Origin of the sequence: Virgibacillus salexigens, assembly GCF_000723585.1 — a bacterium.
GTDB classification, from domain to species: domain Bacteria; phylum Bacillota; class Bacilli; order Bacillales; family Amphibacillaceae; genus Virgibacillus; species Virgibacillus salexigens.
Genome location: NZ_CCDP010000001.1, coordinates 1519125 through 1542499, shown reverse-complemented (window position 1 = coordinate 1542499; position 23375 = coordinate 1519125). Strand labels below are relative to the sequence as shown.

General features: G+C 37.1%; 25 protein-coding genes, 1 pseudogene and 1 riboswitch. Of the genes and pseudogenes, 1 reads left to right on the top strand and 25 read right to left on the bottom strand.

Translation table 11 applies throughout. The features are described 5' to 3' along the window. Positions 1–196: 196 nt before the first annotated feature. A pseudogene (locus tag BN990_RS23685) lies at positions 197–1167 on the top strand (IS110 family RNA-guided transposase). Positions 1168–1438: 271 nt separating this feature from the next. On the opposite strand, the gene BN990_RS06970 reads toward BN990_RS23685, so the two are convergent. From BN990_RS06970 to BN990_RS06860, 25 genes are all read right to left on the bottom strand, one after another. Beyond that, positions 1439–1945: a DinB family protein gene (locus tag BN990_RS06970; RefSeq protein ID WP_021288958.1), complete on the bottom strand. Its 507-nt coding sequence runs from the start codon at positions 1943–1945 to the stop codon at positions 1439–1441. 242 nt (positions 1946–2187) lie between these two features. Further along, positions 2188–2751, bottom strand: coding sequence for an NADPH-dependent FMN reductase (locus tag BN990_RS06965; RefSeq protein ID WP_021288959.1), 564 nt, complete (start codon positions 2749–2751; stop codon positions 2188–2190). A gap of 135 nt (positions 2752–2886) precedes the next feature. Next, positions 2887–3225 (bottom strand): antibiotic biosynthesis monooxygenase, encoded by a 339-nt coding sequence (locus tag BN990_RS06960; RefSeq protein WP_038243106.1) that lies wholly within the window; start codon positions 3223–3225, stop codon positions 2887–2889. Between the two features lie 19 nt (positions 3226–3244). Then, entirely contained in the window at positions 3245–3388 is a 144-nt protein-coding gene (locus BN990_RS22515; protein WP_155974746.1) for a hypothetical protein, read from the bottom strand. Positions 3389–3436: 48 nt separating this feature from the next. After that, positions 3437–4027, bottom strand: coding sequence for a TetR/AcrR family transcriptional regulator (locus BN990_RS06955; protein WP_038243104.1), 591 nt, complete (start codon positions 4025–4027; stop codon positions 3437–3439). A gap of 201 nt (positions 4028–4228) precedes the next feature. Further along, on the bottom strand, positions 4229–4636 hold the full coding sequence (locus BN990_RS06950; RefSeq protein WP_021288962.1) for a VOC family protein: 408 nt from the start codon (positions 4634–4636) through the stop codon (positions 4229–4231). Between the two features lie 153 nt (positions 4637–4789). Continuing rightward, complete coding sequence (locus BN990_RS06945) at positions 4790–5161, bottom strand: hypothetical protein (protein WP_038243101.1); 372 nt, start codon at positions 5159–5161, stop codon at positions 4790–4792. Positions 5162–5335: 174 nt separating this feature from the next. Beyond that, entirely contained in the window at positions 5336–5824 is a 489-nt protein-coding gene (locus BN990_RS06940; RefSeq protein WP_021288964.1) for a DinB family protein, read from the bottom strand. Positions 5825–6292: 468 nt separating this feature from the next. Further along, complete coding sequence (locus tag BN990_RS06935) at positions 6293–6958, bottom strand: hypothetical protein (RefSeq protein WP_021288966.1); 666 nt, start codon at positions 6956–6958, stop codon at positions 6293–6295. Between the two features lie 264 nt (positions 6959–7222). Then, positions 7223–8620, bottom strand: coding sequence for a Fe-S cluster assembly protein SufB (gene sufB / locus BN990_RS06930; protein WP_021288967.1), 1398 nt, complete (start codon positions 8618–8620; stop codon positions 7223–7225). 51 nt (positions 8621–8671) lie between these two features. Beyond that, the gene (gene sufU, locus BN990_RS06925) at positions 8672–9106 is read right to left on the bottom strand and encodes a Fe-S cluster assembly sulfur transfer protein SufU (RefSeq protein ID WP_021288968.1); all 435 of its coding nucleotides are present in this window, start codon (positions 9104–9106) and stop codon (positions 8672–8674) included. Next, entirely contained in the window at positions 9096–10316 is a 1221-nt protein-coding gene (locus BN990_RS06920) for a cysteine desulfurase (RefSeq protein ID WP_038243098.1), read from the bottom strand. Before BN990_RS06920 ends, sufU begins: the two co-directional genes overlap by 11 nt. Continuing rightward, positions 10316–11623, bottom strand: a complete 1308-nt coding sequence (gene sufD, locus BN990_RS06915) for a Fe-S cluster assembly protein SufD (RefSeq protein ID WP_038243094.1) — start codon at positions 11621–11623, stop codon at positions 10316–10318. Before sufD ends, BN990_RS06920 begins: the two co-directional genes overlap by 1 nt. A gap of 17 nt (positions 11624–11640) precedes the next feature. Then, positions 11641–12426, bottom strand: coding sequence for a Fe-S cluster assembly ATPase SufC (sufC, locus tag BN990_RS06910; RefSeq protein ID WP_021288971.1), 786 nt, complete (start codon positions 12424–12426; stop codon positions 11641–11643). A 254-nt stretch (positions 12427–12680) separates the two neighbouring features. Beyond that, positions 12681–12851, bottom strand: coding sequence for a hypothetical protein (locus BN990_RS22910; protein WP_021288972.1), 171 nt, complete (start codon positions 12849–12851; stop codon positions 12681–12683). Between the two features lie 250 nt (positions 12852–13101). Beyond that, positions 13102–13932: a MetQ/NlpA family ABC transporter substrate-binding protein gene (locus BN990_RS06905; protein ID WP_021288973.1), complete on the bottom strand. Its 831-nt coding sequence runs from the start codon at positions 13930–13932 to the stop codon at positions 13102–13104. 31 nt (positions 13933–13963) lie between these two features. Next, on the bottom strand, positions 13964–14632 hold the full coding sequence (locus BN990_RS06900) for a methionine ABC transporter permease (protein WP_021288974.1): 669 nt from the start codon (positions 14630–14632) through the stop codon (positions 13964–13966). Beyond that, the gene (locus BN990_RS06895; RefSeq protein WP_038243091.1) at positions 14622–15653 is read right to left on the bottom strand and encodes a methionine ABC transporter ATP-binding protein; all 1032 of its coding nucleotides are present in this window, start codon (positions 15651–15653) and stop codon (positions 14622–14624) included. Before BN990_RS06895 ends, BN990_RS06900 begins: the two co-directional genes overlap by 11 nt. A gap of 107 nt (positions 15654–15760) precedes the next feature. Then, positions 15761–15870, bottom strand: a riboswitch (SAM riboswitch). A gap of 70 nt (positions 15871–15940) precedes the next feature. Further along, positions 15941–16255: a thioredoxin family protein gene (locus BN990_RS06890; RefSeq protein ID WP_021288976.1), complete on the bottom strand. Its 315-nt coding sequence runs from the start codon at positions 16253–16255 to the stop codon at positions 15941–15943. A 23-nt stretch (positions 16256–16278) separates the two neighbouring features. Beyond that, positions 16279–16635 (bottom strand): toprim domain-containing protein, encoded by a 357-nt coding sequence (locus BN990_RS06885; protein ID WP_021288977.1) that lies wholly within the window; start codon positions 16633–16635, stop codon positions 16279–16281. A gap of 187 nt (positions 16636–16822) precedes the next feature. Beyond that, positions 16823–17206, bottom strand: a complete 384-nt coding sequence (gene gcvH, locus BN990_RS06880; protein ID WP_021288978.1) for a glycine cleavage system protein GcvH — start codon at positions 17204–17206, stop codon at positions 16823–16825. A gap of 79 nt (positions 17207–17285) precedes the next feature. After that, positions 17286–17642, bottom strand: coding sequence for an arsenate reductase family protein (locus BN990_RS06875; RefSeq protein ID WP_021288979.1), 357 nt, complete (start codon positions 17640–17642; stop codon positions 17286–17288). A gap of 159 nt (positions 17643–17801) precedes the next feature. Beyond that, positions 17802–19586 carry an acyl-CoA dehydrogenase family protein gene (locus BN990_RS06870; RefSeq protein ID WP_038243087.1) on the bottom strand — a complete coding sequence of 595 codons (1785 nt, stop codon included), beginning with the start codon at positions 19584–19586 and terminating at the stop codon, positions 17802–17804. A 47-nt stretch (positions 19587–19633) separates the two neighbouring features. After that, a complete protein-coding gene (locus BN990_RS06865; protein ID WP_038243086.1) occupies positions 19634–20809 on the bottom strand; it encodes an acetyl-CoA C-acetyltransferase in 1176 nt (391 codons plus the stop codon). A 19-nt stretch (positions 20810–20828) separates the two neighbouring features. Then, positions 20829–23228, bottom strand: a complete 2400-nt coding sequence (locus BN990_RS06860) for a 3-hydroxyacyl-CoA dehydrogenase/enoyl-CoA hydratase family protein (RefSeq protein ID WP_038243084.1) — start codon at positions 23226–23228, stop codon at positions 20829–20831. Between the last annotated feature and the right edge of the window lie 147 nt (positions 23229–23375).

Genomic DNA, 23375 nt, shown 5'->3' with positions numbered 1-23375 from the left:
TTTAAATCAGAGAGAGGATGCCGTTCTGCGCCCTTGAAGCATTGTCTTCGTGCAATAGACTGGCACCTCTTTCTTTATAGACCTATTCGAATGAGCTGGATGACACGTGGTTGTCGTATATCGAACGAGGTTGGGTATCTATCAAGTTTTAGAGGTTTTCCTTCTACTCTGGTTAATTTTACTTTGAGGTGTTGTTATGATCTATCTTGGAATTGATATTGGAAAACGTCATCACGAAACTGGATTGATTAACGAAAAAGGCAATTCTATTGGAAAAACAGTACGTTTCGCTAACTCTAAAACAGGTAGTGATAAACTCCTTAAATTCCTGAATCAACACCAAGCTACACCCGAAAATTGTGTTTGTGGTATGGAAGCCACCGGTCATTATTGGTTATCTGTTTTTTCTTTCCTTCATAAACTTGAGTTTAAGGTTACTGTTTTTAACCCGATGCAGTCCGATGCTTTACGGAACTTTTATATTCGTAAGACAAAAACGGATGTGAAGGATGCCTTTCTCATTGCTCAGGTAATTCGCATTGACTCCCCGAAAGAAACGCCTTTTATAGAAGAAGATTTACTTCAACTTCGGCATCTTGAGCGATTACGTTATACCTTAGTTGACCAAAGCCCCGATGTTAAACGGAAAATCATCGCTTTCTTGGAGTTTCCATCGGTACAGACGTTTTTAGGATGCAGATCCAACTTTTATTGGAACAAATCATGTTACTTGAAAAACAATTAGTACAAATCGAGGTAACAATGATGGAGCTCTCGAATCAACAAAAGCATTTTTTAACGACCATTACTGGAGTGAGTCACCTAACAGTTGCCGTCATATTAGGTGAAATTGGATCCATTAATCGCTTTGAGCGTCCTGGACAGTTAGTGGCGTTTGCCGGTCTAGATGCGTCCGTCAACCAATCGGGCGAGTTCAACAGTTCCTATACCAAGATGTCAAAACGTGGCTCGCCTTATCTGAGACGCGCTATTTGGCAAGCAGCATTTGTGGCTAGTTTTCATGATCCTGCATTATCCCTTTATTATCAAAAATTAAGAAACCGAGAAAAAGTTTATGGAACTGCGGTAGGCGCCGTCGCTCGGAAATTAACGCACATCATATTTGCGATTTTGAGAGATGGACAGCCTTATGAACCTCGAGCTTAATCAAAGAATTATAAACAACTTATTCATCCAATTTCTAAAATCACCCAAACGGGTGGTCTATTTGTCGTACAAAAATGCGTAGAAAAAAAGGATTTACAGGAAAATAATTTACAAATAATGCTTGACTTTTTATAGCTGGTCTATTACGGAATAACTCAGGGTCGTTGAAATTAGTTCAAATCTTAATCAACATTAGTACTACCAAAGTTGAAGAACTGTTCTAAACAACCCTTTAAATTGAATAATCATGAAGTTTGGTGCTTGAGTTACTCTACCTATTTTGATATAGGTAAAGTCCATAATCTTGCATGACAGAGGTGTGTCCCATTTGCCGCAACATGGTGGCTATATTCCCACGGTGATAGGATCCGTGAGTGACTACGTGTAGTACAGTTTCAGAAACAGAAGTCTCAAGCAACCCTGCATATGGATTATTAACTGAAATTACCCTTTCCAGATTTTCTTGGCTGTTGAGAAGTGCATTATATCGCTCAGATAAATCTAAGTATAACTTTTCCACTTCATCAATATTTTTTGTCTCCACTTGTTCACTTAATTCATTCGCAGACGTCATCGCTTCACTCATACTTTTACCTGAGATAACACCAAACCAGGTACAGTCTACGATGTAAATATGGGATAACACCTTTGATACCGAAGAGAAACCACTTTGAATTTCCTTATGATAAATGTCCTCTGGCAGTTCTTTTAAACGATCAATGATCACTCTATTTGCCCATGCGTGGTAGTCGTACATTTTTAAAACGGGATGCGTCATTTTAAAGATCCTCCTATTTCACTTTTTAAAATTGATCATTTTACAAATAAATGATTAAACAACTTCCTTGACAATTGTTTCAGTACCCTTATACTTCTAATTCTAGTTTAACTATAAAAGTCCTTCTTCAACTAAATTGTCCTATTCAAAAATAGAGCGCATTTCAACTTCGGAAATGCGCACGATAACGGAAACTCATTTACTAATTTTTATACAACAATAATTAGTATTCAACGATAAATCTACTCAATATTTCGAAGAACTCTCAATGCATTGCTCCAAGAAATGACTTGGTCAATTACTTTGTTGACAGACTCCTCTTGAAAGGATTCAGGTTTAAAATCACTAAAATTTTTAAAGTCAGTAAATAGTGATAATGCGACTTGAGCACGCACGTCGGCAACCATAAGTTCACCCATGATAAGCCGTAAGTTCTCGACTGCACGAGTACCTCCATTGGCACCATATCCTACAAAACCAGCAGCTTTATTGTTCCACTCCTTATATAAATAATCAATAGCATTCTTAAGAGCGCCGGATGTTGCATGGTTATACTCGGGAGTAACGAAAACATAGCCATCAAAAGAAGTAATCTTCTTAGACCAATTTTTTGTATGAGATTTGGTATACTGCCCGGATGCTGCTCCCATGGGCTCGTCGAGCAATGGTAAGTCATACTCTGCAATATCCACAATCTCGAACTCGGCATCACTGCGTCTATTTGCTATTTCATGTACCCAACGTGCTACTGCCTCCCCATTGCGACCCGGACGCGTACTCCCAATAATAATTGCTATCTTAATCATGTTTTACTCCTCCAATAAAAATATATACTTTCTATCCAGGGGAACAAGCTCCTGAATTTTAACTTTGTTGCTTTTAAACAAAATTGTTTTTTGAAATAAGCATTGTATTATTGATAAAGAGCTACTTTTTTGTCTTCATGTTTTCTCGATCACTTGTGTAACTTGAAAGGTATCGACCTCTACAGTCCTGGCCCCACAGCGCTTAATAACTTCAGCGATGGATGCTTTGGCTATATCAAAACCAGTTGCTGGAGAGCTACTCTCCCAAGCTTCCTTTGACAACCATTGCCCATAGTTCACCACCCGACTTCCATTTTCACTTGCATGAAAGCTTGCTGAAACAAATCCAGTGAAATGGGTAAAGTGTTGTTCGACTTGATCAGCAATTCCATCAATCAATGCTTGTTGATATGTTGGGTCGACCTCGAACTCTACCATTACCGTAAAAAATTCGTTCTCTTTTATTCTCGGCATATTAATTAACCTCCTCAAATTAAATAACAACTTTGTCTGGTAACGCGACTTTACTACAATAAGTGATTGCCATCTCCAAACTGATCACATAAAACCATAAAATACTTCCAACTAAACGGTCAGGGTGCACGATGACAAGAATAAGTATTTGATTAGTAACCATACCCACCTTTGATCGTCACTACTGACTGACATATTTTTCAAAAAATGACTAGGGGGTTAAACCCCTAGTAAATATCGAGACACTTTCTTCGATAAAGGTTTCAATAGGAATAACTTCTAGTATTGGGTCCTTATTGATTCGTCCCATAGCTGCACCATAATTCATGTATAGAAATGCAACAGCCTGCCTTTTAGGATCCGTTTTAATAACTTTTCCCTTTTCACACATTTCTCTGAAGTATTCAGTTAAGAACTCCTTTAACTGTTGAGGATGCTTATGAGTAGCCTCCTGAAATCCAGGAAGATCTTTATGTCCCCTTGCACTAATTTGAATCATTTTTCGATTCTGATACATGATCCTGTGATACGTTTGGCTTATCATTAGTAAGTCTGCATGAAGATCCCATTTTATGTTCTCATCAAAGAGATCTTTCATCCTTCCTGCATAATGATAACGTTGAAAGGCTGTCTCTAACAGATTTTGTTTGCTTTTAAAGTGCCTAAACAGCGTTTTTTCACTAAACCCGGCTTTTGTTGCAATTTCTTCAGTCGATACGCCATTGTATCCTCTATCTGCCATAAGATCTATAGCAACGTTCATGATTTTATCAGAAGTAGCCTGTTTTCTACTTGAAGTCATTCAAATAACCTCTATTCTTTTTAACTGTCAGTACTGACTGTAACAAATATAAAAGATTATCTGTTTGTTGTCAAGTTCAATTCTAAAATTTTTTTTGATACCTTGCTTATTCCATTAAATGGCCCTATAACAGAAGGACGCGTTATTCGATAAACGCGCCCGTTAATGAAATAAGCCAGCTAAAAAAACAGAGTTAATAATTTATTGGACATAAGACCTGTTCATTAATACTATTCGCCAACCGTCGGGATCTTCTATTGTAATCCCTTGTTCCTTCCAGTATCCATTCTCCGGTTTAACCTCTGTATATCCCATTTTCCTTAACCGTTCTGATACTTTATTGATTTCATTTTTACTAGTTATATAAAATACTAAGAGATTATCTTTTGTTGGGGCAGGGCAAGGACTACCATCAATATGGCGGGTAAATTCTAAATGATAATCAACATCTGGCAATCCAAATATGACTCCTTCATAACCCCTATGCCCTTTAAATTGTTGAATTTGTTTAAGTCCTAAGCCATATTGATAAAAATTTATGATTTCTTCAAATTTATCAGTAGGTCTAGCTATTCTTACCTGTGCTGCAGTGAATTCCTTAAATTCCAAATTTAAAACCAACCTTTCTTAATAGAACTTTTAAACTTTAAATTGCTTTCTTGTTCAACAAAATGGTCCAATTCCCGCACAGAGGTGGTTAATCAACAACTGCACCCGTTAGTTGAGGGGGTTGATATACAACATGAATCATATTTTCTAATATTACTGTCGCTTTTCCTGTAACTGAACAGTAAATGGTTTTGACTCATAGGACTTAGCAACCTTCTCAAAGGTTTGTTGTATATCCTTTTTTGTGGCCTTTCCTTTATTTTCAGTTTCCGAGATTACCACAATATACTTTATCCTTTTTTCATAGTCTTGACTCATGATTAAACCAGTTGAGCTATAACCTTTAGATTCCAATTTTTCAGCAACCTTTTCTCCAAATTCAGATTGAGTTATATCTACACTTTTAACTTCTGTAGAGTCATTTGCATTCACTTGACTCTGCGGCTTCCCATTATTATTCATAAAGTTGAATATGACTACAAGAATTGAACTAACTGTCAGAACTCCAAGAAGAATTCTTTTCATTCAAACACTCTTATTTCATTATAGTATATCCAAGAGTTTTTATTGAGAAGTAAAAGAGAGCACGGTGGTTAAGTAAGGTATAGGCAGGGTTAAATCTATAATGAAAATAAGCGCTAATCCTTATTAAAGAAAAGCGCCCGGTAAACGAATAACTGTAAAGCTAATGAAGCTTTTTTAAAAGCTGCGTTTCCCTGCCCAGGCTCCTTGCATTTTACTGAGGAATACAATTTGCCCAATATGATATGCGTTGTGCATTGCTAAACTCTTCAGTTCAAGCACTAATGGATTATCATCAGGAATCGGTCTATACAAATCTTCTAGTTCTGATTTTGCTAGTATTTTTTCAAGTTCACGATGAACAGAAAAGTATTCTTGTTTTGTTTCCTTCCAATTTTGAAAGGTCTCAGTTGGTAATCGATATGTAGCGTCATTATTTTCTGCCTTTGGTTCATTTGCTGTTTCACCAAGAAAGCGTAACAGAATTCTCTTTTCATAGAAAAGTAAATGACAAACTAATTCCCAAATGCAATGTTCCCCCTCAACTGGTGTCCAAATTGCCTGTTCCAAAGTAATATTCTCTAGTACTTTTTCAAGCGGTGGAAACCAGTCTTCTTTATCTAAGCAGCTTGCCCATTGTTTTAACAAAAGTGTCCTTACATCCATTTTCTATTCCCTCCAATGCGGCGTATTGTTTTGGTACAACTTACAATTTCAAGATGAACCATCTGATTACCTCCCTTACTCAACAATCTGGCCCTAATATGGCATACGCTTGTTCTGGAATTGCACCCGATTGCTTATTTTTTTGTGTTTGAAATCCTTAGCCTTTTCTGCAAGTATATCACGGCAAAAGCAATGGCAAGGATGTACAATACCCCATCTATAATTCTAATCGTTACTGTGTATTCAAAAAATGTCCCAGCCAAGAATCGCAGTACACCAATAGCAACTAAGTCAATTATCATCACCCATTTATAAAACTTGTAACTAATAATAATCCCCCCGTCTTTCGCGAAAGGGTCCTTATATGAATATTGGCGCGATGCTTATTAGTTAATCGCGCCCGATTGTTTAAAAGTAAAAACAAATTTTTTAAAGTCATATACTTAGAGTTGATTTGATAACTTTGTTTTAATCATCTTTTGTTGCTTTCTCATAAATCCTTCCATCGGTATCCGTAATAATAATCTCAGACTGCACTCGATTTAGTCCAATGGCAATGACAGGGTTCGCTTCAACTGAGTTATTATAAAATGTTCTTATTTTTATTTCAGTTGTGTTTCCGTATTCCTCGACATCTAGAACTTCTATGTTGTTACCTGCCATTTCTTCACCTAAAGATAAAATAACAGCTTTATTTCCCTCTGAAATAGTAAAGGTTTCGTATCCTTGAATAGTTGTATCTGTCTGAAGTTGCTCCGTATATGAACCAAAATCATCTCCACCAGAATATTGTGTTTTTTTCACTATCCAGTAATCAACTTGATTGAAATAGATCAATGCACTATACGAAATTATAAACAAAATGACAATGGTATATATTAACTTTTTCCCTAATGAACTTTGGCCAAACAAAGCTAATACAATTGAAATTGCCAGAATTCCTAAACTTAATACTCCAAAGGGCATACCTTCAAATCCACCTATTACAGTAAGACTTCCAATTAAAGATAGACCTCCAATTATCGCAACCACTAAAACCCTTTTCTTATTATCCATTGCTTTTACAAAAAGATAAGTAAGTGCATAGATTGCAAGGCCTATTAACAACCCTATTAAAAACATATATACAAACAAATTCCCACCACCTTTTATTTTTCCGAGCAACTCTTATGTAAACTACAACATATCAAAAGCAAGTATTGTGCCACGATCTGGCCCGTTTGTTGTATTGTCACATCCCATATTGTCAATGTCCTTGTATTAAAATTTTTTATAAATTATCAGAGTCATCTGTAACATGATCTAAGAAAATCTACAGGGCATAAATCGGGCACAAACATATATCCCATTATAAAAAACCCTTGCCACAAAATTGCTGTGACAAGGGTTTTATCTGTTTTAACCGATGGAACCTTCCATTTCGAATTTGATCAGACGGTTCATTTCGACTGCATATTCCATTGGAAGTTCTTTTGTAAATGGCTCAATGAAGCCCATTACAATCATTTCAGTCGCTTCTTCTTCTGATAAGCCACGGCTCATCAAGTAGAAAAGCTGTTCTTCTGAGACTTTAGATACTTTTGCTTCGTGTTCTAATGAAATATTGTCATTGTTAATTTCATTATATGGGATCGTATCTGAAGTTGACTCGTTATCCATAATCAAGGTATCACATTCAATGTTGGAACGGGCACCAGTTGCTTTTCTTCCAAAGTGAACCAGACCACGATAAGAAACTTTTCCACCATGTTTCGAGATAGATTTGGAAACAATCGAAGAAGAAGTGTTTGGTGCTAAGTGATGCATTTTTGCACCAGCATCTTGTAATTGACCTTTACCAGCCAATGCAATGGAAAGTGTCATTCCGCGAGCACCTTCTCCTTTTAGCAGAACAGCTGGGTATTTCATTGTTAATTTGGAACCAATGTTTCCGTCAATCCATTCCATCGTTGCATTCGCATCACAAGTTGCACGTTTTGTAACTAAGTTATACACATTATTTGCCCAGTTTTGGATGGTTGTATAGCGGCAGTATGCATCTTTCTTAACGAAGATCTCAACCACAGCACTATGCAATGAATTTGTTGTATAAACAGGAGCTGTACAACCTTCAACATAATGCACGGATGCACCTTCATCAACAATAATTAATGTTCGTTCAAACTGTCCCATATTTTCCGAATTAATACGGAAATAGGCTTGTAATGGTGTTGAAGTCTGTACCCCTTTTGGAACATAGATAAATGAGCCACCTGACCAAACAGCAGAATTTAATGCTGCAAATTTATTATCGGTTGCAGGAATTACTTTACCAAAATATTCTTTAAAGAGTTCTTCATTTTCTTTTAATGCTGTATCTGTATCTTTAAAGACAATACCAAGCTCTTCAAGATCTTCTTTTAAGCTGTGATAAACAACTTCAGATTCATACTGAGCAGATACGCCTGCCAAGTATTTTTGTTCTGCCTCTGGAATACCTAATTTATCAAATGTCTGTTTAATCTCATCAGGTACTTCATCCCACGTTCTTCCTTGTCGTTCAGATGGTTTTACATAATATACAATCTCATCAAAATTCAACTCAGATAGATCACCACCCCATTGTGGCATTGGACGCTCGTAAAAATGCTCTAGTGCTTTCAAACGGTAATCAAGCATCCACTGTGGCTCTTCTTTCATTTTAGAAATCTCTTCAACTACTTCACGTGTTAGCCCTTTGCCTGAGCGAAAAACCGAAACGTCACGATCATGAAATCCATATTTGTACTCTTCGATTTCTGGCATATTTTTTGCCATTCGTAAACCCTCCTTCAGGTATTGGTAGAAATCAACTATTAAACACTCACGTTACCCTTCATTAACTCCCTTTTCCATCGCTTTCCAAGAAAGGGTTGCACATTTAATTCGTGCAGGAAACTTCGAAACTCCTTGTAATGCTTGAATATCTCCAAGATCAATACCTTCTTCGTCTACTTCCTCACCTAACATCATCTGTGAGAACATGGTAGACATCTTCATTGCATCCTCTATCTTCTTGCCCTTAATTGCTTGTGTCATCATTGAAGCGGAAGCCATACTAATAGAACATCCTTCTCCTTGGAATTTCGCATCCTTGACAATCCCATCCTCCACTTGCAACTGGAGTTGTATACGATCACCACAAGTAGGATTATTCATATCAACGGTTAAAATATCCCCTTCTAGACTTCCTTTATTCCTTGGATTTTTATAATGATCCATAATAACTTGTCTGTAAAGTGTATCAAGGTTGTTAAAAGACATTACCAAAATACTCCTTTGTTTTTTGAAGTCCATCTACTAAGCGGTCAATATCTTCTTCAGTATTATAAAGATAGAAACTTGCTCGAGCAGTTGCAGTTACATCAAGCCAACGCATCAACGGTTGAGCACAATGATGGCCCGCGCGAACAGCAATTCCTTCTGCATCAAGTACAGTGGCTGTATCATGTGGATGAACATCATCTAGATTAAAGGTAACTAGTGCAGCACGTTCCTCTGGACCAAAGATTGAAATACCATCAATGGTACGCATTTGCTTCATTGCATACTTAGCTAACTGCTGCTCATGCGCTGTAATTTGATCCATGCCGATTTCGTTAAGAAAATCAATTGCTGCGCCTAGCCCGATAGCCCCAGCGATAATTGGTGTACCACCCTCAAACTTCCAAGGAAGTTCTTTCCAGGTAGAGTCATATAAATTAACAAAATCAATCATCTCTCCACCAAATTCCACTGGTTCCATCTGTTCAAGTAATTTCTTCTTGCCATATAAAACACCAATTCCAGTTGGTGCTCCCATTTTATGACCAGAAAATGCGTAAAAATCACAATCAAGATCTGTTACATCTACTTTAATATGCGGTGCACCTTGAGCACCGTCAACAACTATGACAGCACCGTGCTCATGTGCAATGTTTGCAATATCTTTAATTGGGTTAACCGTCCCTAATACGTTGGAAACGTGTGTAACAGCAACAAGTTTCGTTCGGTCCGTTACGGTTTGACGAACATCTTCTAGACTTAATGTGCCATCCTCTTGCAACGGAATATATTTTAATGTAGCACCAGTGGCTTTTGCTGCTTGTTGCCAAGGAATGATATTGCTATGATGCTCCATCGGAGTTATAACAATCTCATCCCCTGCTTGTAAGTTTGCTCTTGCATAACTGTACGCAACGGTATTTATTGATGTTGTGGTACCACGGGTAAAAATAATCTCAGCAGTGCTTTCAGCATCAATAAACCGACGTACCTTGTCTCTGGCACCTTCATACGCTTCTGTTGCCTTCGTTCCAAGTGTATGAACACCACGATGCACATTTGAATTATAGCCTCGGTAGTAATTATCTACAGCTTCTATCACAGAAATTGGCTTCTGTGATGTTGCTGAAGAATCTAAATATACAAAAGGATGACCATTCACGTCCTGATTAAGAATCGGAAATTGTTCTCGAATGGCCTTTACATCCATTAGTAAACCTTCCTTTCAATTACCTGAGTTAATTGATTTTTAACAGCTTCAATTGGTAATTGATTAACTACTGGTGCTAAGAAACCATGAATAATCAAGCGTTCTGCCTCTTCCTGCGTAATACCACGACTCATTAGATAATACAATTGAACTGGGTCTACTCGGCCGACAGATGCGGCATGACCAGCTGTAACATCATCTTCATCAATCAGCAGAATAGGGTTTGCATCACCACGTGCCTTTTCACTTAACATCAGTACACGAGATTCTTGTTCTGCATTTGATTTAGAAGCACCGTGTTCAATCTTTCCAATACCATTAAAAATGGCTGTTGATTTATCCTTCATAACACCATGTTGTAAGATATACCCCTCAGAGTTTTTACCAAAGTGAACGATTTTAGCAGTGAAGTTCTGTGTTTGATTTCCTCGACCAACCGATACCGTTTTAGCATTGGATAGGGAATTCTCACCAACTAAATGTGTGATGTTTTCAGATACTGTATTTCCATCATTCATTTGTCCTAATGCCCAATCCACCGTTGCATCACGGTAAGCTACGCCACGACGATTATTATAAGCAGTCGTACCTTGAGCAAAATTATCCACTGCTCCGAATGAAATTTTTGCATTATCTTGTGCAATCACTTCGGTTACAACGTTCGCAACAGTTGCTTCTTGTTCATTGTGCGAGATATAGTTTTCCACATAAGTTAATGAACTACCTTCATCCGCTACAACAAGAACATGGTTAAACAGTGCTAGCTCTGGGTCTTCTTGCCAAAAAATCGTCTGTAATGGAACCTCCACTTCAACATTTTTTGGTACATATACAAAGACACCGCCGTTCATTAAAGCAGCATGTAATGCAGTCAAACGATGCTCATCAATCGAAACTGCATCTTTCATGTAATAACGCTTTACTAAATCACCATGTTTTTCTAAAGCTGTGAAAATATCCGTAAAGATTACTCCTTTGCCTTGGAGGTCTTTACTTAATGTACTGTACGCAACAGAGTGATTTCGTTGAATTAGAAGATTCTCAGGTAGATTATCCTGATCAAGAAATTCTTGTAATTCACTTGGTAACTCACTCAGCGACTGAATAGCATCACCAGGGGCTGTATGTTTGAATTGGCTAAAGTTCCACTTACCGATCTTTGTTTTATCAGGTTTGGGTAATTCAAGAGCATCAGCTTGTTCTAGTGCTTGGAAGCGTAATTCACGCATCCATTCTGGTTCATTTCTTTCTTTCGAAAACTGATCAATATATTCTTTATCGTATGGCAGTTTTGTTTCCACAGTCATATTACCCCTCCTTACCATTACGCATTTTGCTCGATAGTTTCGTCTTCAATACCTAATTCTTCCTTAATCCATTCATAACCTTCCGATTCAAGGCGTTGTGCAAGTTCAGGACCACCCGACTTAACCACACGGCCTTGCATCATTACATGTACTTTATCAGGCGTAATGTAGTTAAGTAAGCGTTGATAGTGGGTAATGATTAAGCAACCAAAGTTTTCATCACGTAGTTTATTGATTCCTTTAGATACAACTTTTAAAGCGTCAATATCTAGTCCAGAATCAATTTCATCTAAAATCGCAATCTCTGGTTTCAATAGCATGAGCTGAAGGATTTCGTTACGTTTTTTCTCACCGCCGGAGAATCCTTCATTTAAGTATCGTTGGGCCATGTTTTTATCAATTTCAAGATAGTCTAAGACATTATCCATTTCTTTAATGAAGTTCATTAGTGAAATTTCATTACCTTCACCACGACGAGCATTCATGGAAGAACGAAGGAAGTCTGAAGTTGTAACACCACTAATTTCACTTGGATATTGCATAGCTAAAAATAAACCTGCACGTGCACGTTCATCAACTTCCATTTCCAATACATCTTCACCATCTAAAAGAACCGATCCTTCGGTAATTTCATACTTAGGATGCCCCATAATTGCAGAAGCCAAGGTAGATTTCCCTGTACCATTTGGTCCCATTACTGCGTGGAATTCTCCACCTTTTATAGTAAGGTCTACACCTTTAAGTATCTCTTTATCTTCAATTGAGACATGTAAGTTTTTAATTTCTAATGTTGATCCTGCCATATTGATACCTCCAAATACAAATAGTTTTATTGTTACTCTGTAAGGAATGTAAGATTCATTCTCACTTTATTCTCATTACAATCTTAAATCATTTCGAATTTATTATCAACTCTTTTAAACAGAGACCTTGAAGTATGGAAAATCCTTTGTTTATAGGATATCATGCCACCATGATAAAGTTCAAAATAAAAAGGTGCGAATACGCATTGTATTCGCACCTTTTTTCGTTATCATATATAGTTAATAATTATTCTTCACTTTTTCATATGCCCTTCATATTCAGCAGCAAAATGCTTACACTTCTCATGCTCTTGTTGACGCTTTTTCTCAATTGCTAGGCGTTTATCTAATTTTCTTTCGTATTCAGCAAAACCAATGTGATGGGTTTGCTGCATTGCCTTTTCCATTTCTGAAGTGTAATTCATGTCTATTCCACTATTAATAGGGAATCATCCTTTCTTGTTTTTGACACTAATAAGCGTATCACAAGTTTATTTCCCTAAACAAAGTGAATTAAAACGCATTTATCCATTTATATAATAAATTTTCCTCTATAACTTTGCTGAAAAAATTCTGTTCCGCTTTTTACGATCATATCCTTCATTATTCTCCCAATTACAAAATTGTTTAAAAATTAAGGCTATCCCCTTAAAAAGAGATAGCCTTTGTCCATCATTATTTTTGATTCCCACTTACCGGTACAACTGCACCACCATATTCCTCTTCCATAAATTGCTGTATTTCATCTGAATGTAATACTTCCACTAGTTTATTTAATGCTTCATTATCTTTATTCTCTGCTTTCACTGCAACTACATTCACATATGGAGAATCTTCATCTTCTACCATTAATGAATCCTCTAGCGGATTTAAGCCAGCCCCAATTGCATAGTTTGTATTAATCACAACTAATGCATTCTCATCTGATTCATAAAAATCAGGAAGCATTGCTGGACCATAATCTGGCGAAAACTTCAGGTTCTTCGGATTTTCCGTAATATCATCAATGGTTGCTTCTGCTTTCTTTACATTTTCATCTAATTTTATTAAGCCATTTTTCTCAAATAAAGATAGTACCCGGCCATGATCTGCTACGGCATTACTCATTACAACTTCTGTTCCTTCAGGAATAGCTTCTAAGCTAGAAATCCCTTTCGAATAAACACCCATTGGCTCAATGTGAATCCCATCAATATAATCTAAATCATATCCTGTATCTTCAATTGTTTGTTCCAGATAAGGAATATGCTGAAAATAATTGGCATCAATTTCGCCATTTGCTAAGTCATCATTAGGAAGAACATAATCCTCATATTCTTCAATTTCAAGCGTAATTCCTTGTTCTTCAAGGATTGGCTTGGCTTGTTCAAGAATTTCTGCATGAGGAACGCTTGAAGCGCCTACTTTTATTGTATTTGGATCTGAAGAACCTTCTTCTCCTCCACATGCAGCTAAGATAATACCTAAACTAATAAAAAGTACGATTGAAGTAATTAGTTTTTTCATTGTTTTCGCTCCTCTTGCTTGTCTTATTTTTCTAACGCTTATCTAATTTTCGTGTAATAAAGTCCCCAAGGAATTGGAAGATAAATACGATAACCACAATAATAACGGAACAGATGAGTACGACATCAAAATCTCTTCGTTGGAAACCAGAATAATATGCATAACTTCCTAACCCACCTGCACCTATTGCTCCAGCCATAGCTGTGTACCCGATTAATGCAATTGCTGTTACCGTAATTCCCGAGATTAATGCTGGCATGGATTCTGGTAACAACACCTTAAAGATGATAGTACTTGTTTTGGCTCCCATTGCTTTGGCAGCTTCTACAACCCCTTTATCAACTTCACGTAAAGCAATTTCCACTAGCCTTGCATAGAATGGCGCAGAACCAATAATTAATGCCGGCAAAGCAGCCTTTGGCCCACGTATGGTACCCATTAAAAACTCTGTAAATGGAAATAACAATAAAATTAATATGATAAATGGAATCGCGCGAAAGATATTAACAAACGATGCTGTTGTAACGTTCAGTACTTTATTTTGCCACATACCGCCATTTCTAGTAAGGAATAATAATAAACCTAATAATATTCCAAATACGAAAGTTCCAATTAAAGCAATAATTGTCATATAAAATGTTTCATATGTTGCCGTCGTTAAGTCTTCTAATTTAAGATTTGGAAATAATTCAGTCAGCATCACGGACAACCTCCAATTCTACCGAGGTTTGTTCACGAATAAACGTAATCGCTTGGGTGACATCATCCTGATTACCACCCATTTGGATGAACAATGTGCCATAAGCCCCTGCCTGAGTTTGTGTGATTTTCCCCTGCAATATACTCACATCTACCTGATATGTTTTAATAATTTGGCTGATCAAAGCATCGTTGGTTGTTTCCCCAACAAAATGAAGCCTAATAATTTTCCCTTGCTCGTTGTTTTTAATTAATTGGTTAATATCATTATCTTCCTCGTCAGATCCCATTACCTGCTTCACAAATTTTTTGGTAACCGACTGCTGTGGATGCAAGAATACATCTAAGACATTTCCTTGTTCAACCACTTTCCCATTTTCCATCACTGCCACTTGATTGCATATTTTGCGAATGACATGCATCTCATGGGTAATTAAAATGATCGTTAGACCTAATTGTCGGTTAATATCCACTAATAAATCCAAAATCGCATTTGTTGTTTCTGGATCTAAAGCCGAAGTTGCTTCATCACATAATAGAACAGATGGTTTATTAGCTAATGCACGCGCAATTCCAACACGTTGTTTTTGGCCGCCGCTTAATTGTGAAGGATAGGACTGTTCTTTTCCTGAAAGCCCAACTAAATCAATTAATGAATGTACACGCTCTAAACGTTCTTCTTTCGATACACCTGCTATTTCTAATGGAAATGCAATATTCTCTTCCACCGTACGTGACCATAACAGATTAAAATGCTGAAAAATCATACCAATATCTTGTCTAGCTATTCTAAGATCCTTTTTATTCAATGCTGTCACGACTTGATCGTTAATAACTACTCGTCCATTCGTTGGTTCCTCTAAGCGATTGAGTAATCGAACGAAAGTACTTTTACCAGCACCGCTATAACCGATAACACCAAAGATATCTCCTTGATCAATCGAAAGGGTCAAATTATCGACGGCTGTTGTGTCTGTCTTGTTTGATGTAAAAATCTTACTCAAACCCTCTATCGATATCACATGTCTTCCTCCTTCATTTCAAACTATCTATTATTGTACCCTATAAAATAAATAAAAACGCCTTTCTGTAAGAGAACAGAAAGACGTTTGAAATTCGTCATTTCGTCCTCTCATCTGTCAAAGCTATGCTTCGCAGGAATTAGCACCTTTCGAATAAACTTCGTCGAAGGTTGCCGCGGTTTCATAGGGCCAGTCCCTCCACCGCTCAAGATAAGAGTAAAGAATCTATTTATTTTCGATAAACTAAATGTTAGCATGCCGTTATACCCATGTCAATGACTTTTCACTTATTTGTTTGCAAACATTTCAGGTTTGTAAGTTAGTAAAAAGTTATAGATGTTCGGAATATCTTTGAAAGCATAAACCTTTTCTATAATTTCACCATCTCTTTTTATACATAAACAAGGCACACTCTCAATTTGATGTTCTTGCATAAACTCTGGATGGAGGGATGCATTCATTTCATAAAAAATGTCTTCTTGATGCACCGACTCTATTTTTGAAAGCATCGTCCTTGCAAGATTACATGTTCCACAAAAAGGGGTAAAAATATAAAGCAGATAGTTATCCTGTTTCAGCTGATCATTCGTAATTAATTGCAAAATATCACCTTACTATATGAAATTTAAATCAAAAAGATCGGATTAACAGCGATCCGTTTGCTCACTAATGTTTGAGCAAGTATATTTTCAGGTGTTGTAGCTACTTCTCGGTATTCACTACTAATATAAATATGGTTAGCATGTGGTAATTCTCTAGCCAATTGTTTGCGTAACTTTATTCCAGATTCATCTTCATCCACTAGGATATAAACGTCTTTATAATCAAGTGCATAATCTTCTAAAAGTTGATCAAAACGTTCTACACCTAAAGTTCCATTTGTACAAATGATGGTTAGGTCTTCAGAAATCACCTTTTTAATCTGTTTCTTATCTGTCAATCCTTCTACAATGATTATTTTTTCTAATTCATCCGTTATCATCACATAGCACTCCTCAGAAAATCAAGCGACAGGTTTTCATATATTATATGATGAAAAACTGTTATTTAGTGATTGTTTTCATAATAAATGTACAAGTTCTGCTCTGAATAGAATCATTTTCTTCATTGTAAAAACAAGGCTGATTGCAATTGAATTGCATATCAGCCATTACTGTAACTAAATTTAATTAATCCTCGCTTATTATTTCTCCATAACCATCAGCAGATAATAATTCGTCTAACTCTGATTTTTGGCTTGGTTCTACTACTACCATCCAAGCTTTTTCGTAAGGTGACTCATTTACATATTCCGGGTTGTCCTCCAATTCTTCATTCACTTCGACAACCTTGCCACTAATGGGAGCATATAATTCTGAAACGGTTTTAACAGACTCTACACTTCCAAAGGGTTCATTGATCTCTAATTCATCACCTGGTTCAGGGAGTTCAACAAAAACAATATCTCCTAGTTCATCTTGGGCAAAATCCGTAATACCAATACGTACATTGCCATCCTCTTTTTTTACCCATTCATGTTCTTTTGTGTAAAATAATTCCTTTGGTAAGCTCAAAACAATCCCCTCCAATATATCATTCCACTTTCACTATACAAGTTTCCATGACATTTATCCAGCATTTCTTTTTAAATTTTTATAGCCAGTGATCTTGAAACAATTCTTCTTTAAAACCAACCGTTACTTTAGAGCCATCTGTAACAATTGGACGTTTTATTAACATCCCATCCGATGCAAGAATTTCTGCTATTTGTTCATTTGTTGCTTCTTTAATTTTATCCTTGATATGTTGCTCACGATATTTTTTGCCGCTCGTGTTAACAAATTTCTTGGCTGGAAGCCCACTTTTTTGAATTAGATCAAGCAATTGTTCTTTACTAGGTGTCTCTTCAACGATATGTATCGGTTGATATGTAACCTGATTATCTTCGAACCATTTTTTTGCTTTTTTGCATGTCCCGCAATTTGGGTACCAGTAAAATATTACTTCCATATATAAACCTCCTCATCCTATATTGAGCATTATTATAGCAAACGAGCTGTGAAAAGATCGAGCAAAAGAGAGCAGCTATCCGTATTCTTTTTCGTATGTCACATAAATCACAAATAAAATATCCCTTGCACTATGGCAAGGGATGAACAGCTCGATAAATTAAAGGACGTATTTTTCAGCCTCAATAATAGCACCGGCAATTTCACGTTTTTTCGTTATTACATTTGTTGGTGTATGTCTTGTTAATTTACGTAAAGAAGAAAGCATCATTCGTAAGGTGTCTCCCTCTTCAACAGCAATTAATGTTTCTTTTGCATCTGCTTCTATTCGGTTAAATGCCTCTTGTACGTATACTTGTGTGTATAGCAGCTTTTGTTTATTCTTTTCTTCACCCGTATGATTAATCGCTTTTTCGGTACGAAGAATTGCAGATTCCATATTATAAACCTCAGCCACCATGTCTGCAAGATTTACTAAGATTTCTTGTTCTTGCTCAATTTTTTGCATATATTTTTGAGCCGCAAGTCCAGCTGCTAATAGAATGATTTTCTTGGCATTTTTGAGTAAATGTTTTTCCTGTTCCAATGTTTCCGTTCCAACTTCTTCTGGCATTAACATCATTAATTCTTCTTGGAGCCCTTGTGCTTTCTGAAGTAAAGGAAGTTCTCCCTTCATTGCCTTCTTCAATAAGGTACCTGGCACAAGCAATCGATTAATTTCATTTGTACCTTCAAAAATACGATTAATTCGAGAATCACGATACATACGTTCTACTTCATATTCTTGCATAAAACCGTATCCACCGTGTAATTGGACTGCTTCATCCGCAACATAATCCAACAGCTCTGTACAAGTATATTTGTTCATGGAGCATTCAATTTGGTATTCTGCAATGGCACGAGCAACTTCTCTTCCATCATTTAATTGTTCTTGTGTTAACGAACCCATGCGTTGCTCAAAAAGTCCCACTGTACGATAAACAGCACTTTCATTTGCATATATTTCCGATGCCATCGTAGCCAATTTCTCTTTCGTTAAAGCAAAGCTAGAGATAGGTGTATTAAACTGCTTTCGCTCATTTACATATTTTGTAGCTATTTCTAAGCCTCGCTTCGAACTACCAACACCGCCAATTGCCAATTTATAACGACCAACATTCAAAATATTAAACGCAATAACATGACCTCGACCTTTTTCTCCTAATAGATTTTCAATTGGTACTTCAACATCTTCTAATATTAAGGTTCGTGTAGAAGAACTTTTAATTCCCATTTTCTTTTCTTCTGGGCTTGTGGATACACCAGAAAATGCTCTTTCGACAATAAAAGCTGAGAAATGCTCTCCGTCAATTTTTGCATACACTATAAACACGTCGGCAAATGCAGAGTTGGTGATCCATTGTTTTTCTCCGTTTAAAATATAATGGGTGCCTGCTTCATTTAATTTTGCTGTTGTTTTTGCACCTAAGGCATCTGATCCAGAACTAGGTTCTGTCAACGCATAAGCAGCAAGCAATTCCCCAGATGCTAATTTAGGAAGGTATTTTTTCTTTTGCGCTTCGTTACCAAAAAACACTATCGGTAAGGACCCAATCCCAACATGAGCACCATGCGTGACAGAAAAACCGCCAGCACGTGAAAATTTCTCGGTGATCAAGGAAGAGCTAATTTTATCTAAACCCAATCCGCCGTATTCTTCAGGGACATCTGCACCCAGTAAGCCTAAGTCACCAGCTTTTTTTAATAGATCTACCGAATATTCAAATTCGTGGTTCTCTAAATTATCTACTTTAGGAAGTACCTCTCCGTTTACAAACTCCTCGGTTGTTTTAGCAATCATTTTATGTTCTTCTGTGAAATCCTCTGGCGTAATAATATCTTCTGCCGTTAAATCTTCTACAAGAAACCCGCCGCCTTTAAAAACTTTTTCTTTTGTTTCACTCAATATCATCTACCCCTTTTTGTTATTTATTGAAGAGAAAAGTTCCATAGTTAAACAAGTTCAAATACTCCAGCAGCTCCCATTCCACCTCCGATACACATGGTTACGACACCAAATTGTACGTTTCTCCGCTTCATCTCATACATCAAACTTAATGTTAATTTTGTCCCTGTCATACCGAGCGGATGACCAAGAGCAATGGCACCACCGTTGACATTGACTTTTTCAACATCCAAATCTAACGCTTGAATCACTCTTACTGATTGAGAGGCAAATGCTTCATTTAATTCAAACAATCCAATATCAGATAGTTCTAAACCTGCAATCTTTAGAGCCTTTGGAATAGCAGCAATTGGGCCGACCCCCATAATCTCTGGTTCGACACCTGCCACCGCAAAAGAACGGAATTTAACCAACGGTGTTAACCCTTCCCCTTCTGCTTTTTCACGGTCCATTAATAAAACGGAAGCCGCACCATCACTCATTTGCGAAGAATTACCTGCAGTAACCGTTCCTTCTATATGGAAGGCTGGTCGCAGTTTTGCTAAAACATCTATGGTGGTACCTGGCCTTACTCCTTCATCTATTTGAAATGTCACTGTTTTTTCTTCTGGCTTATTATTTGTATTAATAAACCGATGGGTTACTTCTACTGACACGATTTCGTCTTTAAATTTCCCTTCCTCTAAGGATTTTGCTGCACGCTCATGACTGCGCACAGCAAACGCATCTTGATCTTCTCTAGATATGTTGAATCGATTGGCAACTTCTTCTGCTGTATGTCCCATTCCCATATAGTAGCCAGGAGCATTTTGCACAAGGGATGAATTTGGTTTAATCACGTGTCCTCCCATTGGAATTAAACTCATTGATTCTGCTCCACCAGCAATTATAGAATCACTTGCTCCTACCATAATCCGCTCGGCAGCATAAGCAATGCTTTGTAATCCAGATGAACAATAACGATTAATGGTTATACCTGGCACATCATGTTTTAACCCTGCAAGGCCAGCAATATTTCTGGCCATATTCATTCCCTGCTCTGCTTCTGGCATTGCACATCCAATGATGACATCGTCTATATTTCCATCGTAATCCCCTGCACGCTTTAACGTCTCTTTAATTGTTAATGCTGCTAAATCGTCTGGCCGTGAATGAGCTAACGATCCTTTATTCGCTTTTCCTACAGGGGTTCTTGCACCTGCTACAATTACTGCTTCCTTCACATCATTTCCCCCTTTGCTTTTAGTTACGTAACGGCTTCCCTTTTAATAACATGTGCTGCATACGTTGTTGGGTTTTTGGTTCCCCAATTAAACTTAAGAAGGCTTCTCTTTCTAAATCAAGCATGACTTGCTCATCGATTTCTGTACTATTGGTAATGCGTCCCCCAGACAATACATAGGCTAATTTTTCAGCAATTTTAAGATCATGTTCCGAAGCATAACCACTTAATTGCAATGACTTCGAACCAAGTAACATAGCTGCATAACCAGCATCGCCAACAACTGGAATTTTTTCACGCATTGGCGCTTGATACCCTGCATTAGCCAATGCAAGGACATTCTCTTTCGCATCATGAAGTAAGTGATCAGGATTTACACTAATCTTGTCACTTTGATCTAAAAATCCATTTTCACGTGCCTCAGCTGCAGAAGTAGAAACGGTAGCCATCGCTATCTTTTCAAACACATCATTGGCAACTTTGCTAAGGTCAAAATGAATACCCTTTGGTAAATTACGAAGCTGCTTTAAATACAACTCCTTCGTACCACCACCACCGGGTATTAAACCAACTCCAAATTCAACAAGCCCCATATATGTTTCTGCTGAAGCTTGAATGGAAGCTGCTGGCAAGGATACTTCTGCACCACCACCAACTGCCATATTGAACGGAGCAGTCACAATCGGTTTATTGGAATATTTAATCCTCATGGCCATATTTTGAAATTGACGAATAACCATATCTAGTTCAAAGAAATTATCATCTTGTGCTTCCATTAGCATCATACCTAGATTAGCGCCAACACAGAAATTCTTTCCTTGATTTCCAATCACAAGTCCTTGATAATTTTCTTCTACTTCATCGATGGCTTCATTTACCATTTGAATAATATCTAGACCAATAGCATTGCTTTTGGAATGAAATTCTAATCCCGCAACTCCGTCTCCTAAATCTATCAAACTAGCACCCGCGTTCTTTTTTATAACCCCATTTATCTCTTTTAATTGCTTTAAATTTATCTCTTTCTTATTAAATGTTTTTTGTTTATAGGTTTCATTATCGTAATAATATACATTTCCATTATCCGATTTATAAAAGGATTCGTTCCCTTTTTCCAACATATGGATAATCCAGCTTGGAATCACTTCCCCTTCTACTTCCATTCGTTCAACCGATTTACGTAAACCGATTGCATCCCACGTTTCGAATGGTCCCATTTCCCATCCAAATCCCCATTTCATCGCATTATCAATGGCAACAATGTCATCGGCAATTTCCCCTGTAAGTTCTGCTGCATAAATGCACACGGGTTTTAGAATTGACCATACAAGGTCTCCTGCGCGATCTCCTTCGTTTGATATAAGCGTTTTCAATTTTCGGTGCGCGCCTTTTTCTTGGTTGGCCATCTCTGTTGCAGCTGTTTTTAATTTTTTACGATCCTCGTATTCTAGTGTTTCAGGGTTCAATTCATAAATCGTACTACCTGTTTTATCTTTTTTCTTCAAGAAAAATCCTTGACCAGTCTTTGCCCCTAGCCATCCATTTGCTTTCATTTTTGAAATAAATGCTGGAATGGCAAATACTTCTTTCTCCTTCCCATCGACTTGATCATAAACATTGTTGGCAACATGGATAAATGTATCTAAGCCGACAACGTCTAATGTACGAAAAGTTGCACTTTTAGCTCGACCTATCATTGGACCAGTTACCGAATCAACTTCCCCAATACTATAACCACCATTTAACATTTCTCTTACCGTTACTAACAATCCATACGTACCGATACGATTAGCAATAAAATTAGGAGTATCCTTTGTTTCAACGACACCTTTACCTAGAACATTTTCACCAAATCTTTTCATAAATGCTACGACTTCAGGATCTGTATCCTTCGTTGGTATAATTTCTAAAAGTTTTAAGTAGCGTGGTGGGTTAAAAAAGTGTGTCCCCAAAAAATGTTTTCGAAAATCCTCCGAACAATCACTAGCCATTGCTTCAATCGAAATTCCTGAAGTATTGGAACTAATAAATGTACCTTCCTTGCGATATTTATCTACATCTGCAAATACCTTTTTCTTAATGGCAAGGTCCTCTACCACCACTTCAATAATCCAGTCTACATCCACTAGTTTATCCATATCGTCATCCATATTCCCAATTTCAATTAGATCAAGACTCTTTTTGGTTGTAATTGGAGATGGCTTCTGCTTTTTTAGTGCTTGCTTACTTTGTGCTGCTATACGATTTCTAACTACTCGATCATCTAAGGATAACCCTTTCTTTTCTTCTTCTTTGGTTAATTGCTGTGGTGCAATATCAAGCATAAGTGTTGGTATTCCAAGATTAGCTAAATGAGCAGCAATTCCAGACCCCATAACACCAGAGCCTAAAACAGCGGCACGCTTGATTGATTGCTTCATAGTTTATCCCCCAATCCATTTTGAATGAATACTCATTCATTTTTCTGCGAAAATAAAAAGATAGTTCCCTATCCACTTAATTATTACTATATAGTATTTACAGACTTTTCGCAATCCATAATTGAAAATAATTTTGTTGATCTTTAC

Bases quoted from the DNA above. Each gene is read 5' to 3' on its own strand.
- BN990_RS06900 (WP_021288974.1), bottom strand. From the start codon at position 14,632: ATGCTGACTGAATTATTTCCAAATCTTAAATTAGAAGACTTAACGACG.
- sufB (WP_021288967.1), bottom strand. From the start codon at position 8,620: ATGGCAAAAAATATGCCAGAAATCGAAGAGTACAAATATGGATTTCAT.
- sufC (WP_021288971.1), bottom strand. From the start codon at position 12,426: ATGGCAGGATCAACATTAGAAATTAAAAACTTACATGTCTCAATTGAA.
- BN990_RS06860 (WP_038243084.1), bottom strand. From the start codon at position 23,228: ATGAAGCAATCAATCAAGCGTGCCGCTGTTTTAGGCTCTGGTGTTATG.
- BN990_RS06960 (WP_038243106.1), bottom strand. From the start codon at position 3,225: ATGCCGAGAATAAAAGAGAACGAATTTTTTACGGTAATGGTAGAGTTC.
- BN990_RS06875 (WP_021288979.1), bottom strand. From the start codon at position 17,642: ATGGAAGTAATATTTTACTGGTACCCAAATTGCGGGACATGCAAAAAA.
- BN990_RS22910 (WP_021288972.1), bottom strand. From the start codon at position 12,851: ATGAATTACACTTCAGAAATGGAAAAGGCAATGCAGCAAACCCATCAC.
- sufU (WP_021288968.1), bottom strand. From the start codon at position 9,106: ATGTCTTTTAACAACCTTGATACACTTTACAGACAAGTTATTATGGAT.
- sufD (WP_038243094.1), bottom strand. From the start codon at position 11,623: ATGACTGTGGAAACAAAACTGCCATACGATAAAGAATATATTGATCAG.
- BN990_RS06940 (WP_021288964.1), bottom strand. From the start codon at position 5,824: ATGGATGTAAGGACACTTTTGTTAAAACAATGGGCAAGCTGCTTAGAT.
- BN990_RS06945 (WP_038243101.1), bottom strand. From the start codon at position 5,161: ATGAAAAGAATTCTTCTTGGAGTTCTGACAGTTAGTTCAATTCTTGTA.
- BN990_RS06955 (WP_038243104.1), bottom strand. From the start codon at position 4,027: ATGACTTCAAGTAGAAAACAGGCTACTTCTGATAAAATCATGAACGTT.
- BN990_RS06965 (WP_021288959.1), bottom strand. From the start codon at position 2,751: ATGATTAAGATAGCAATTATTATTGGGAGTACGCGTCCGGGTCGCAAT.
- BN990_RS06905 (WP_021288973.1), bottom strand. From the start codon at position 13,932: ATGAAAAAACTAATTACTTCAATCGTACTTTTTATTAGTTTAGGTATT.
- BN990_RS22515 (WP_155974746.1), bottom strand. From the start codon at position 3,388: ATGGTTACTAATCAAATACTTATTCTTGTCATCGTGCACCCTGACCGT.
- BN990_RS06970 (WP_021288958.1), bottom strand. From the start codon at position 1,945: ATGACGCATCCCGTTTTAAAAATGTACGACTACCACGCATGGGCAAAT.
- BN990_RS06885 (WP_021288977.1), bottom strand. From the start codon at position 16,635: ATGATAACGGATGAATTAGAAAAAATAATCATTGTAGAAGGATTGACA.
- BN990_RS06920 (WP_038243098.1), bottom strand. From the start codon at position 10,316: ATGGATGTAAAGGCCATTCGAGAACAATTTCCGATTCTTAATCAGGAC.